Source organism: Janthinobacterium sp. GW823-FHT06H09 (genome assembly GCF_058794735.1).
The window spans coordinates 1-13,152 of record NZ_JBXAHC010000013.1 but is presented as its reverse complement, the minus strand read 5'-3'; the positions used below and the strand labels follow the sequence as shown (position 1 = coordinate 13,152).

Annotated in this window: 12 protein-coding genes; 6 read left to right on the top strand and 6 right to left on the bottom strand. The window is 63.8% G+C overall.

Going from position 1 to position 13,152, the window contains the following annotated elements:
* The first annotated feature begins 88 nt into the window (after positions 1-88).
* Together AC1Q6X_RS21285 and AC1Q6X_RS21280 are read left to right on the top strand one after the other, a co-directional pair.
* Complete coding sequence (locus AC1Q6X_RS21285) at positions 89-787, top strand: dienelactone hydrolase family protein (protein WP_492498331.1); 699 nt, start codon at positions 89-91, stop codon at positions 785-787.
* A 140-nt stretch (positions 788-927) separates the two neighbouring features.
* Positions 928-1,344: an SRPBCC family protein gene (locus AC1Q6X_RS21280; protein ID WP_492404108.1), complete on the top strand. Its 417-nt coding sequence runs from the start codon at positions 928-930 to the stop codon at positions 1,342-1,344.
* 117 nt (positions 1,345-1,461) lie between these two features.
* On the opposite strand, the gene AC1Q6X_RS21275 is transcribed toward AC1Q6X_RS21280, so the two are convergent.
* Positions 1,462-3,078 carry a M28 family peptidase gene (locus AC1Q6X_RS21275; RefSeq protein ID WP_492498330.1) on the bottom strand — a complete coding sequence of 539 codons (1,617 nt, stop codon included), beginning with the start codon at positions 3,076-3,078 and terminating at the stop codon, positions 1,462-1,464.
* Between the two features lie 135 nt (positions 3,079-3,213).
* Here AC1Q6X_RS21275 and AC1Q6X_RS21270 point away from each other — a divergent pair, with 135 nt between their 5' ends.
* From AC1Q6X_RS21270 to AC1Q6X_RS21260, 3 genes are all read left to right on the top strand, one after another.
* On the top strand, positions 3,214-4,095 hold the full coding sequence (locus tag AC1Q6X_RS21270) for an alpha/beta fold hydrolase (RefSeq protein WP_492498329.1): 882 nt from the start codon (positions 3,214-3,216) through the stop codon (positions 4,093-4,095).
* Positions 4,096-4,295: 200 nt separating this feature from the next.
* Complete coding sequence (locus AC1Q6X_RS21265; RefSeq protein WP_492498328.1) at positions 4,296-6,449, top strand: DEAD/DEAH box helicase; 2,154 nt, start codon at positions 4,296-4,298, stop codon at positions 6,447-6,449.
* 441 nt (positions 6,450-6,890) lie between these two features.
* Positions 6,891-8,546: a methyl-accepting chemotaxis protein gene (locus AC1Q6X_RS21260; protein ID WP_492404101.1), complete on the top strand. Its 1,656-nt coding sequence runs from the start codon at positions 6,891-6,893 to the stop codon at positions 8,544-8,546.
* Between the two features lie 95 nt (positions 8,547-8,641).
* Here the strand turns inward: AC1Q6X_RS21260 and bamE are convergent, their stop codons facing one another.
* From bamE to AC1Q6X_RS21235, 5 genes are read right to left on the bottom strand one after another with little or no spacing between them, the layout of a single operon-like run.
* The gene (gene bamE, locus AC1Q6X_RS21255) at positions 8,642-8,950 is read right to left on the bottom strand and encodes an outer membrane protein assembly factor BamE domain-containing protein (RefSeq protein WP_230506525.1); all 309 of its coding nucleotides are present in this window, start codon (positions 8,948-8,950) and stop codon (positions 8,642-8,644) included.
* The gene (locus tag AC1Q6X_RS21250) at positions 8,947-9,744 is read right to left on the bottom strand and encodes a hypothetical protein (protein ID WP_492498327.1); all 798 of its coding nucleotides are present in this window, start codon (positions 9,742-9,744) and stop codon (positions 8,947-8,949) included. Before AC1Q6X_RS21250 ends, bamE begins: the two co-directional genes overlap by 4 nt.
* A 49-nt stretch (positions 9,745-9,793) precedes the next feature.
* Positions 9,794-10,153: a nucleotide pyrophosphohydrolase gene (locus tag AC1Q6X_RS21245; RefSeq protein WP_070217713.1), complete on the bottom strand. Its 360-nt coding sequence runs from the start codon at positions 10,151-10,153 to the stop codon at positions 9,794-9,796.
* On the bottom strand, positions 10,150-10,611 hold the full coding sequence (locus tag AC1Q6X_RS21240) for a GNAT family N-acetyltransferase (RefSeq protein WP_492498326.1): 462 nt from the start codon (positions 10,609-10,611) through the stop codon (positions 10,150-10,152). The genes AC1Q6X_RS21245 and AC1Q6X_RS21240 overlap by 4 nt, the downstream gene beginning before the upstream one ends.
* 35 nt (positions 10,612-10,646) lie before the next feature.
* Positions 10,647-12,086 carry a cytochrome P450 gene (locus AC1Q6X_RS21235; protein WP_492498325.1) on the bottom strand — a complete coding sequence of 480 codons (1,440 nt, stop codon included), beginning with the start codon at positions 12,084-12,086 and terminating at the stop codon, positions 10,647-10,649.
* Between the two features lie 135 nt (positions 12,087-12,221).
* Between AC1Q6X_RS21235 and AC1Q6X_RS21230 the strand changes: the two genes are divergently transcribed.
* Entirely contained in the window at positions 12,222-13,079 is an 858-nt protein-coding gene (locus AC1Q6X_RS21230) for a helix-turn-helix domain-containing protein (RefSeq protein WP_492498324.1), read from the top strand.
* Positions 13,080-13,152 lie beyond the last annotated feature (73 nt).

Sequence of the window (13,152 nt, the reverse complement as noted above, 5' to 3'; positions counted from 1 at the left end):
CCTGGACCAAGGGCGGGCGCAGACACGGCGAAAAACCAGTAACATGCCTGCTTGTGGCATCCTCCCCCAACCTCAGACTGGAGTTTCTATGAGCACAACTTCGCAGTGGATCGATATCGCCGGCCCGGACGGCAGCTTCCAGGCTTACCTGGCCGTGCCGCACGTGGGCAAGGGCCCCGCCATCATCCTGTTGCAGGAAATTTTCGGCGTCAACGAGCACATCCGCGCCGTGGCCGACCAGTACGCGGCCGATGGTTATGTGGTGCTGGTGCCGGACCTGTTCTGGCGCGCCGGCGCGCACATTGAACTCGGCTATGACGCGGACGGCTGGAAGCGTGCCGTCGAACTGATGCAGGCCACCGACAATCCGCACGCCGACGCCGATATCGCCGCCACCGTCGCCGTCCTGCGCGCGCGTCCGGAAGCGACGGGCAAGCTCGCTTCGGTCGGCTACTGCTTCGGCGGCCGCCTGTCGTTTCAAACGGCCGCGGCCGGCCTGGTCGACGCGGCCATCGCCTATTACGGCGGCGGCATCCAGAACAAGCTGGACCTGGCTGACAAGATCCAGGTGCCGCTGCTCATGCATTTCGGCGGCCAGGACAGCCATATTCCGCCGGAAGCCGTGCAAACGATCGCCGAGCGCTTCGAAGACCGGCAAGACGTGGAAATCCATATCTACCCGGGCGCCGAGCACGGTTTCAACTGTACCCACCGCGACAGCTACCAGCAGCGTGCCGCCGCCCACGCGCACGGCAATTCCTTGATTTTCTTGGCGGAAAATCTGTAAGGCAGCCACCCCAGGCTGGCCAGTTGCCATGCTTTGCTCAGCAGCAAAGCCGCATGGGCGCTAAAATAGCGGCTGTGCCGGGCAACTCCGGCCGGCCGGGCGCGGCGCCCGGCAAACCTGGATGAGGAACCGAATTAAAGATGGCCCAAGTAATTGTTTCTGTAACATTGGCGGCAAGCGCCGAACGCGTGTGGGATTTTATCGGCGGCTTCCAGTCGCTGAATGAATGGTCGAGCTCCATCAAGACCAGCCTGTCCGAACATGGCGGCCGCGTGCGCCGCCTGAAAACCACGGACGGCGCCATCATCGCCGAACGCCTGCAAAGCTACAGCGAAGCGGACAAGAGCTACAGCTACACCATCGTCTCGGGCCCGATCCCCGTCAAGAACTACCGCTCCACATTGCGCGTCACGGGCGAACCGGGCGCCGCTTCCTGTGTGGCCGAATGGTCGAGCGAGTTCGACGCGGCCGAAGGCGTGGAAGAGGTCATGGTGGGCGCGTTCCAGCATTTGTACGAGACGGCATTCGTCGACCTGAAACGCATCATGGCCATTTGAATCAACGAGGTAGGTCGGATTAGCGGCTACGCCGCGTAATCCGACACCACCAACTCCGCTGACAATGTTGTCGGATTACGCAGGGCGATGCCCCGCTAATCCGACCTACGCTTGACGTCAGCGTTTCACTTTTCCAAATGCCTCGCCCTTGTTCCATACCGGCAAATTCTTGTCGTTCGCCACCTCGTAGCCCAGGTTCAAGGTGAACTGCGCCTGCTGCACCATGCCCGACAAGTCCCACGACGGGTGATACTCATCGGTGACCTGGTGGTAATCCTTTTTAAACGCGACCAGACGCTCGCTGGACGCCTTCGGCTCCTTGACGAAGTCGAACGAGCCGTCGCCGGAAAACACGGCCGAGCCCACGTTGAAGGCGGGCACGCCGGCCTTGGCGAAGGCAAAATGGTCGGCCCGGTAAAAGGCGCCGGACAGGTCGGGGATGGTCGGCGCCAGGCGCAAGCCCATGCGCTTGGCGACCTTGGCGGCGCTCGCATACAGGCTGCTGCGCTCGGCGCCGGCCACGCCGATGTCGTGCGTCTTGCCGACGAAATTCATGCTGTCGAGGTTCAGGTCGGCTGCCGTCTTGGCCAGCGGCCACAGGGGCTTGCGCGTGTAGGCCGTGCTGCCCAGCATGCCCGTTTCCTCGCCGGCCGGCCACAGGAAGATCTGCGTGCGCCGCGCCGGCTGTTTCACGGCCACTTGCGCCATGGCCAGCAGGGCCGCCGCGCCCGAGGCGTTGTCGATGGCGCCGTTGTAGATATGGTCGCTCTGTCCTGCGCGGGCGCTGCCTTCCTCATCCTTGCCCAGATGGTCCCAGTGGGCCGAATAAATGACGGCTTCATCCTTGAGCTTCGGGTCCGTGCCCGGCACGATGCCGGCCACGTTGAATTGCTCGATGCTGCGCACCTGGCTATTCAGTGCCACCCTGACCGTCGCGTTCAGGGCCACGGGGCGGAATTCGCGCGTTTCGGCCTGGGCGCGCAGGGCGTCCAGGTCCTGTCCGCCCGCTTGGAACAGGGCGCGCGCCATGTCTTCCTGCAGCCAGCCTTCCATCGCATTGCCCGCGCCGGCCAGGTTGAAGCGTTCATGGCCGAAACCGTTGGCGGGCACCGACCACGGGTAGGAAGCGGACTCGGTCGTATGGATCAGCAAGACGCCGGCGGCGCCCTGGCGCAGCGCTTCCTCGTACTTGTAGACCCAGCGGCCGTAATACGTGAGGGACTTGCCGGCAAAACGGTTTGGCTCGGCGGCGGTCGGCTGCGGGTCGTTGACCATCATGATGACGAGCTTGCCCTTCAAGTCGACGCCCTTGAAATCGTCCCAGCGTTCCTCGGGCGCGCGGATGCCGTAGCCGGCAAACACCACGGGCGCGTCGAACGCCACTGTCTGCTGGCCATTCGCCGCGCCAAAGACGATGTCCTTGCCGAAGGCGGGAGACAAGGTCTTGCCGCCTGCGCTGAAGGTCACTGTGCTCGATGGCAAGGCCTTGCTGCCGACGATGGTCAGCGCCTGGCGGTAGCTGCCATCTTTCAATGGCTGCAATCCGGCCACGGCCGCCTGCGTTTCCAGGTAGCGCACGGCCAGGTCGCCGCCGCGCTGGCCCGTGCCGCGTCCTTCGAGCAAATCGTCGGCCAGGAAGGACAGATGGGCGCGCAAGGGCGCTTCGGCAACGAGCGGTTGGGCGAGGGCAGCCGTGCTGAACAGGCTGGCGGCGAGGACGACGGGAAAGCGCATGACAACTCCAAAAGTGAATACGGGAAAGCAAAGCAGCGGCAATCTTACTCTACCGCAATGCTCTGACGTAGCGCGCGGCGTGCGCAAGCCGATTGCGGCCACAATGGCCGCTGGCCCACCGACAAGGAGCGTTCCATGACTACCCCTGACTTGCATTCAACCAATACTCTGCGTACCGCCGACGGCACCTTGATTTATTACAAGGACTGGGGCAGCGGTCCGCCCGTCGTCTTCAGCCACGGCTGGCCATTGTCGTCCGACGCCTGGGAAGACCAGATGTTTTATCTGGCCGCGCGCGGCTACCGCGTCATCGCGCACGACCGGCGCGGCCATGGCCGCTCCAGCCAGCCCTTCGATGGCAACGACATGGATACCTATGCCGACGACCTGGCCGCGCTGATAGCCGCGCTCGACTTGACGGGCGCCACCCTCGTCGGTCACTCGACGGGCGGCGGCGAAGTGGCGCGCTACATCGGCCGCCATGGCACCGAGCGCCTGGCCGGCGCCGTGCTGGTGGGCGCCGTGCCGCCGCTGATGCTGCAAACCACGGAGAACCCGCTGGGCTTGCCGCTGTCCGCGTTTGACGCCATCCGCGCGGGCGTGCAGGCCGACCGCAGCCAATTCTTCCGCGACTTGAGCGAGGCCTTCTATGGCTACAACCGGCCCGGCGCGACACCGTCGCAGGGCGTGCGCGACAGCTTCTGGCGGCAAGGCATGCAGGCGGGCATGCCGGCGTCCTACCTGTGCATCAAGCAATTTTCCGAGACGGATTTCACCCGCGACCTGGCCAAGTTCGACGTGCCGACCCTGGTGATCCATGGCGACGACGACCAGATCGTGCCGATCGCCGCCTCGGCGCAGCGCACGGCTGAGCTCATCATCGGCAGCAAATTGCTCGTGTATGCGGGCGCGCCGCACGGCCTGGCGACGACGCACAAGGACCGCCTGAACGAGGACTTGCTGGAGTTCTTGCGCCACTCGGTCGATGCGGCAAGCAATATCGAGGCGCATCTGTAAAACAGCCGAATCTATTGCAAAACACATAATATTGCTTGGTTTTTGCACCAATTGCGTGCGGATCGCCGATTTTTCTGCGTTTTAGGATGCAAAAAATGGCGTTCTGCCGCCTCGTTCCACCCGGTAAGGTCCAGTAAAGAGTAAACTAGCAGATACACTCTTTCGCATTGGGCGATTCGAGCGAACTTGTGAGTGATTTCATGTCTGATACACCAATTTCCTTATTTTCCGACCTTAACCTGAGCGAGCCGCTGATTCGCGCGCTCAAGGATGTCGGTTACGAAACACCGTCGCCTATCCAGGCGGCCACGATTCCATTATTGCTCGCCAACCGCGACGTGCTGGGCCAGGCGCAAACGGGCACGGGTAAAACCGCCGCCTTCGCCTTGCCTATCCTGTCGCGCATCGATCTGAAACAAAGCTCACCCCAAGCCCTGGTCCTGGCACCGACGCGCGAACTGGCCATCCAGGTCGCCGAAGCGTTCCAGGTGTACGCCGCCCACATTCCCGGCTTCCACGTGCTGCCGATCTACGGCGGCCAAAGCTACGGCCCGCAGCTGTCGGCCCTGCGCCGCGGCGTGCACGTCATCGTCGGCACGCCTGGCCGCGTCATCGATCACCTGGACAAGGGTTCGCTCGACCTGTCCAAGCTGAAAACCCTGGTGCTGGATGAAGCCGATGAAATGCTGCGCATGGGCTTTATCGACGACGTCGAACGTATCTTGAAAGAAACGCCAGACGGCCATCAAACGGCCCTGTTCTCGGCCACCATGCCTTCCGTCATCAAGCGCATCGCCACCACCTACCTGGTGAACCCGGCCGAAGTGACGGTCGCCGCCAAGACGGGCACGGCCGACAACATCCGCCAGCGCTACTGGCTCGTGTCGGGCATGCACAAGCTCGACGCGCTGACGCGCATCCTGGAAGCGGAAGCGTTTGACGGCATGATCATCTTCGCCCGCACCAAGCTGGGCACGGAAGAGCTGGCCAGCAAGCTGCAAGCGCGTGGCTTCTCGGCCGCCGCCATCAATGGCGACATCCAGCAAGCCCAGCGCGAGCGCACGATCCAGCAGTTGAAAGACGGCAAGATCGACATCCTCGTGGCAACCGACGTGGCCGCCCGCGGCCTGGACGTCGAGCGCATCAGCCACGTCGTCAACTACGATGTGCCGCACGATCCGGAAAGCTATACCCACCGCATCGGCCGCACGGGCCGCGCCGGCCGCAGCGGTGAAGCGATCCTGTTCATCACCCCGCGTGAAAAGAACTTGCTGAAAGCCATCGAACGCTCGACCCGCCAGCCGATCGGCATGCTGGAACTGCCGACGATCCAGGCCGTCAACGACGTGCGCATCGCCAAGTTCAAGGAACAGATCAGCGAAACCCTGGCTTTGGGCGAACTGGAGCAGTTCCAGTCGCTGATCGAGGATTTCGAGCGCGAACAGAACATTCCCGCCATTGAAATCGCCGCCGCTCTGGCGAAGATGGCGCGTGGCAATACGCCGCTGCTGCTGGACAAGAACAAGGCGCGCGAGCAAGCCACGTGGCAAGACGACCGTCCTGTGCGCCAGGACCGTTTTGAGCGCAACGACCGTCCGGAACGGGGCGACCGCTTCGACCGTAACGAGCGCAGCGAACGCCCGGCCTTCCCGAAAAAGGAACGCGTCCAGCGTCCGGCCGACGCCGGCATGCAGACCTTCCGTATTGAAGTCGGTCATCAGCATGGCGTGAAACCGGGCAATATCGTGGGCGCCATCGCCAACGAAGCGGGCATCGATTCGAAAAACATCGGCCGCATCGAAATCTATGACGACTACAGCGTCCTGGACTTGCCAGACAGCATGCCGAAAGAATTGCTGGATCAGCTGAAGACCGTGTGGGTCGCGGGCCAGCAGCTGCGCATCAGCCGTGACGGCGACGCGCCGGACCTGGCGCCGCCAGCCGCGCCGCGCAAGCCGTTTGCCGCCAAGTCCGCGCCAGCGTTCAAGGATGCGCCAGCGGAGGCGGGCGACGCAGCACCTGCGCCGCGCGCACCGAAGAAGGAACGTCCACGTCCAGGCGTGACGGCCTACCGCATCGAAGTAGGCCGTGAGCACGCCGTGACGCCAAGCAACATCGTGGGTGCCATCGCCAACGAAGCGAACCTGGAAGCCAAGCATATCGGCCGCATCGATATCTTTGACAACTACAGCGTGCTTGACCTGCCGGAAGGCATGCCGCCGGAAATCCTCGACCACCTGAAATCGGTCGTCGTGTCGGGCCAGAAACTGCGCATCAGCCTCGATGACGGCACGACGGAGCGCAAGCCTGCGCCGCCGCGTCCGAAATCGCCACCGCGTAAATCATTCAAGTAAGCTGTCCCTGCACAGGCGCCTCCCCGGCGCCTGTGTAGCGGATTGGAGACAGTTCCCCCACTGGCGCGTTCGCGCCAGCTTTTATTTTCCCTCAAGAAATGTTCGTGGTTGCGGCGCTATGGTTGGCGACAGGCCCCGTCATGGGCCGGCGCATATTGCGGCGCTTGCGCGTTTTTTTATCGGCGCAAACACCATATTTATTGACTGCCGCATCGATACATAATTTTTTATTAATTATTGTGTCTGCGTTCAATTTGAATTTTACATTCAATAAAATCAATCTAGTTGAATCAAAGTAAATTCTAAAACATAAATGAATTGGTTTTTATTAAATTTTTTGACCAGTGTCACTGCCGCCGGGGCGATATATCATGGGTGCTTGATGTGGTATATTGTTTTTATGATTTTGTTATGCTAGTTGATAAAAATAGAGGAGCGACGATGCGGGTCAATACGCCTATCACGCAAAATGAATACGTATTAAATGAAGGCATGACGATTGTTTCCACCACGGATTTACAGGGAAACATCAATTACGCCAATCAGTATTTCATTGAGGTCAGCGGTTTTTCAGAAATGGAACTGCTGGGTGCGCCACAGAATATCCTGCGTCATCCCGATATGCCGGCTGAAGCGTTTGCCGACCTGTGGGACACCATCAAGACGGGCATGCCGTGGACCGGCATGGTCAAGAACCGTTGCAAGAATGGTGACTTTTACTGGGTCTTCGCCAATATCACACCCGTCATCGAAAACGGCCGCCCGATCGGCTATATGTCCGTGCGCACCAAGCCCACGCGCGAGCAGATCAACGAAGCGGCAGCCCTGTATAAAAGTTTTAAAGACGGCAATAGCGCGAACCTGGCGATCCGCAATGGCCGCGTCGTGCGCCAGGGCTGGGCCGCCAAGCTGGCCGAGTGGCGCAAGCTGAGCCTGTCGCAGGACATCGCCCTGCATTGCATCATCTTGGGCGTGGTGCTGGCCATCCTCGGCTGCGCCGTGTGGAATATCGACGGCGACACGAGCACTGCCACGCGCAGCTGGCTCAGCGGCGCCGCCGCTGCCGCCGTCGCGCTGATGCTGTATTTCTGGGCCCATCTGCACAATTCCATCGTCGCGCCGCTGGGCGACGCCATCACGGTGGCGCGCAAGATGGCCGGTGGCGACTTGACGGGCGTGATCGACAAGGTGCGCGACGATGACATGGGTCAATTGATGGCGGCCTTGCGCCAGACCAATATCAACTTGCACAGCATCATCGGCGACGTGCGCGCCAACTTCGAGGATATCCGCATCACCACGGCGGAAATCGCCACGGGCAATATGGACTTGTCCAGCCGCACGGAATCGCAGGCGTCCAGCCTGGAGCAGACGGCGGCCAGCATGGAAGAGCTGACATCGACCGTGCAAAACAGCGCCGACCACGTGGCCACGGCCAACGACCTGGCGGTGCAGGCATCGACTATCGCGGCCAGGGGCGGCACCATCGTCAGCGAAGTGGTCACCACGATGGACGAGATCAGCTCGTCGTCGCGCAAGATTCTCGACATCATCGGCTTGATCGACGGCATCGCCTTCCAGACGAACATCCTCGCCTTGAACGCGGCCGTGGAAGCGGCGCGCGCAGGCGAGCACGGCCGCGGCTTCGCCGTCGTGGCGGGCGAGGTACGGAGTCTGGCGCAGCGTTCTGCCACGGCGGCGAAAGAGGTGAAAAACCTGATCGACCATTCGATCGCCACCGTGAATGCGGGCAGCGTGCTGACCAGCAATGCGGGCGCCACCATGACGGAAGTGATCGCCTCGGTGGCCCGCGTGACGGAAGTGATGGACGAGATTTCCTCGACCACGCGCGAGCAGAACCAGGGTATCGGCCAGGTCAACCAGGCCGTCATCCACATGGATGGCATCACGCAGCAGAATGCGGCCCTGGTCGAGCAGGCGGCCGCGGCCGCCACCAGCCTGGCGCAGCGCACCGAGAGCGTGGCCCAGTCGATCGGTATCTTCAAATTGAAGGCCTCGCCCAAGCGCAAGGCTGCCGGCGTGGGGCGTAGCGCGGGCGCGGGCGTGGCGGCACGGGCCTTGCTGAAGGCAAGATAATTACCCCAACGGCGAAAGGCTGGGGTCAGTCACTGCGTGACCGGAATGCTTCCCATTGGGAGCATTCCCCCCGGGTTTTGTCTGTGGGGTTACTCTTACTTCTTCACCCGGTACACGTCCCCGCTGCGCACCTTCTTCACCACCCCATCCCCGCCAAACAAAATGACATATTCTCCCTGCGCGCCAGAGGCGGCCGGGTAGGTGTACATCCACACTTCATTGCCGCTGTCGAAACGGATGGCCGTGCTCTCGCCCAGTGCGGCGCGCACCTGTTCGCGCGTGCTGCTGCCAAGGTGTACCGTCTGTTCCAGCGTAGCGTAAGGTACGTTCTTGCTTGCCTGCAAGGCGCGCGTGCCGGAACAGGCGGCCAGCAATGCCAGCACGGGAAATACCAGCCACTTCATGGCGCCACCTCGTCCATATAGTCAAATTCCAGCAGGGTATCGTCGGGCCAGCTGGCATCCCACAGGGGCGCGTAATACGTGCGGTCAAGCAAGACCTGGCAATCGCAATAGGGCAGCGAGGCGGGCGTCTGCTCGCCGCCCGCATACAGCATTTTGAACGGCAGGGCCAGGCGCCGCTCCCCATGCACGAGGGTCACGCCGAACAGGGGCCGGTCCGTGAAGAACAGATAATTGCCGTCCGGCTGCGAGCAGACCTTGTCGGTGCTGTAGAGCATGCTGGACAGCCAGGCGATGATTTGCGGGTCGTTCGAGATCAGGCCCGAATCCATGCCGGCGCGGCATTCCAGGCGCAGGTCGCCCAGGCGCCGCGTGCCGGGCGGCAAGCCGGGCGTGATGACCTGCGCGCGCCAGCTCATGGTGGAAGCCCTGCGGTTGGCGATCAGCACGGCATCCTCGCGCGCGGCCTGTGCATTGCGCACGGGGGCAAAGCTGTTGTCCTCGGCCAGCGGCAAGGGGATGCTGACGGTGTCGCCGGCGATGCGCAGCTGCACGCCCGTCATGTCCACGCCGGGCTGGCGCGGCAGCAGACGAAAGCGCAGCACGGCCTGCGGCGCCAGCGCATGGTCGCGCTCGAAGCGGTCCACGCCCTGCAGCATCTTGCGATACGATTTGTCGACGGGGTCGCGCGTGGCGTCCACCTTGACTTGCGGCACGGGCGCGGTTTGCGCCAGCGCAACAGTGCCATGGAACAGCATTGCCAGCAGGGGCAGCAGAAGAGGGCGGTAAGTAGGCATGGCTTGATGCTACGCTTTTTTACGCAGCAGTCACGCACGGGTGGGCCTATCAGTACTCGCTATATTTGCGCGCGTCGCCGCGCACCTGCTGCGCCGGGTATTTCTGCGCGTTCAGTGCCATCTTTTCCAGCACGGCCGCATGCAGGTCGACGCCGCTCTTGTCGGCCAGGCGCACCAGATACATCAGCACGTCGGCCAGCTCGTGGCGGATGCCCGTGCGCTTGGCCTCGTCCAGCTCGGCATCCGCGCCCGTGGGCAGCCACTGGTAGTGCTCGGCCAGTTCCGCCACTTCCACGGACAGGGCCATGGCCAGGTTTTTCGGTGTGTGGAACTGGTCCCAGTCGCGCTCGTCGGCAAAGGCGCGCAGGCGCGCGCGGATGTCGAGCAGGCTGTCGGATGGGGCGCTCATGCGGCCGCCTGCAGCGGTTTTTCCATGAAGACACTGAACGGATCGTCGGGATAGCCGCCGTACGGTCCGCGCCGCTGGTAGCCGTGGCGCGCGTACAGGGCGATGGCCTCGGGCTGGTGGATGCCCGTCTCCAGGGTCAGCAGGCGGCAGCCGCGCGCCAGCGCCTGCTCTTCCAGCAGGGCCAGCAGGCGCTTGGCCAGGCCCAGGCCGCGGCTGTCCGGGTGCACATACATGCGCTTGACCTCGCCGAAATCGGGCGTGACGACGATGGCGCCGCAGGCGCGCGCCGCACCTGCCGCATCGCGGGCGACGGCAAACAGCAGGGTTTCCGGCGGCAGGGACGCCAGGTCCAGCGAGTAGACGCATTCGGCCGGATACAGCGTTTGTTGATAGGCATCCAGCTCGGCGATCAGGGTTTGCACGTCCGCTTGCTGCGGCGATTCCAGGTGAATTTGCATGGGGAAAGCACGTTGACTGAGATTCCCCCATGGTATCACTGCGGCCGCGCCAGGCGCATCGTCAGGCCGATGGGCGACATCACAAACCCCATCAGTTCCTGCGCCTCGCCGCCATCGGGCGTGTCGACGCCGGCGATGTCGAAGCTGCCCAGCAGCATGGCCATGGCAATCTTGATTTCCAGCAAGGCCAGATAGCGGCCCGGGCATGTGCGCAAGCCGGCGCCGAAGGGCATCGAAGCGCGCTTGTTGTTGGCCTCGCCGCTGTCGGCCAGCCAGCGCTCGGGCTGGAAGGCCAGCGGGTCGGGAAAGTGCGCATCCGATACGGTGTCGTTGCGCATCACGCACCAGACGAGGGTGCCGGCCGGCACGGCGATGTCGCCGATGACCGTGTCGCGCAGCGCCTCGACGGGCAGGAAGGGCGCCACGGGCTTCAAGCGCATGGCTTCGCTGGCGCAGGCGCCCAGGTAGTCGAGGCTATCCATCTGCTCGATCGTGAATTGGGCCGCGTCGGGCGCCAGGCGCCGCGCTTCCTCGCGCGCCTTCGCCAGAGTCTGCGGATTGCATTGCAGCAAATAAATCATCCAGGACACCGTGTTGGCCGTCGTATCCTCGCCCGCCAGCAGCATGGTCAGCACATTGCCGGCCACGTTGCGGTCCGTCACGCCGCTGCCTTCCAGGTCGGCGGCGGCGATCATGGCTTCGAGCAGGTTGGGCGGATGCGCGCGGCGCGCCGGGTCGTGCGCCATGCGCGCGCGCGCCTGCTGCACCAGGTCCGCCACGGCGGCGGACAGGGCCGCCACGTCGCGGTCCAGCCGGCGGTCGATGGGCAGCTTGACATAGCGCCAGTACGGGAACATGGACAGGCTGCGCCGCGCCACGGCGGGCAGGATATCGTCCATGTGGCGCTGGATCACGTCTTCGCCCGATTCGAGCGTATTGACTTCCGTGCCGAAGGCCAGGCCGGCGATGATGTCGACCGTGTAGCGTTTCAGGTCGCCATCGAGGTCGATCGCCTGGCCTTGCGTGGCGGCAATATACCAGCGCCGCTGCAGGCGCTGCGCCACCGTCACCAGCGCGGGGAAGTAGGCTTTGATGGCGCCGGGCGCCATGCCGGCCATGACCATGCGGCGCTGGTTGCGCCATTCCGTGCCCTCGGCCAGGAACAGGCCGGGCACGCCGCCCATTTCGTCGGAGACCACCGAACTGCTCAGGGGGCGGCGAAACCCGTCGGGCCGGTCGCGCAGCACGGCGCCGACGGCCTCGCTGTCGGCCACCACCAGTACCAGGGTGCGGCCGAACCAGGCGCGCATGAAGGGGCCGTAGCGCTGTACCCATCGTTCTACGTCGCGGTGGATGCGCGTGAGTTTGAGCTGCAGGCTGTTGCCGACGATGGGCAAGGCGAAGGGCCCCGGCAGGCGGCGGATCTGGCGCAGGGGCGTGGCGACGGCGGGGGCGGCGTGGTCGAGTGGCGGCATGAACATCTCCTGTCGATACGGTAAAAGTACGAGGATTGCTTGCAATAATGGCCACACTCTACGCGATTGCGGCCCGTTTGTATTGAACGAATACGACATCGTGCGCGGCCAGAAATTGCCGGTACAATCGTCGCCATGCCAGCCGCCCCTACGCCCCTGACCCGTTTGATCGCCCCGCGCGCCGCGCTCGCTTCCTGCGTGCGCGCCATCCTCGTGCGCGACACCACGGGCTGCGCGCCCTTGCCGCCGGCGCAGCGCCTGAACCGCTTTCCCGCCGCGCCCATGTGCAGCATCGTCTGGACCGTCGCCGGCCACGTGGAAGCGGCCGCGCCGGGCCTGTCGCTGCCGGACGTGCGCATGCCGCCCGCGCTGTTCGGCGGCCCCCGTTCGTATCCGCTGGTCAGCTACAACCCCGGTCCCGTGCACTCGTTTGTCGTGATGTTTTATCCGGCCGCCCTGCATGCGTTGACGGGCATATCGATGGATGCCTTGCTGGACCAGTTCCGCCCCCTCGGCGCGCTGTTCGATGCCGACTGGCTGTCCCTGTCCGACGCCGTGCTGGCCGCGCCGGACGACGCGGTCCGCGTCAGGCTGGTGGAGGATTTTCTCGCGCCGCGCTGGCTGCTGGCGCGCAAGAATGGCGACCAACCGGCCGGCGCCATCCAGGACTGGGTGCGCCGGCTGGGCGTGCAGGCCGCATCGACGGGCCTGGCCAGCAGCGCGCGCAACATCGAGCGCCGCATCAAGGCCTGGGCCGGCCAGCCCATGCGCACCTTGCGCCGCATGCGCCGCGCGGAACAGCTGTTCCTCGACGAGCGCGGCGCCATCCTGCAGGGCACGGCGTCATGGTCCGACGTCGCCGCCAGCGGCGGCTACGCCGACCAGGCGCATTTCTGCCGCGAGACGCGCGAAATCACGGGCTTGAGTCCCACGGAACTGGCGCGCGCCATGAAAGAAGATGAAAGCTACTGGATCTACCGGATATGGGCGTAGATACTGTTATCCCCGTCAAGCGGCGTGCAAGGCCGGATCAAATATTTTTCCCGACCTGAGCACGCCGAATGCC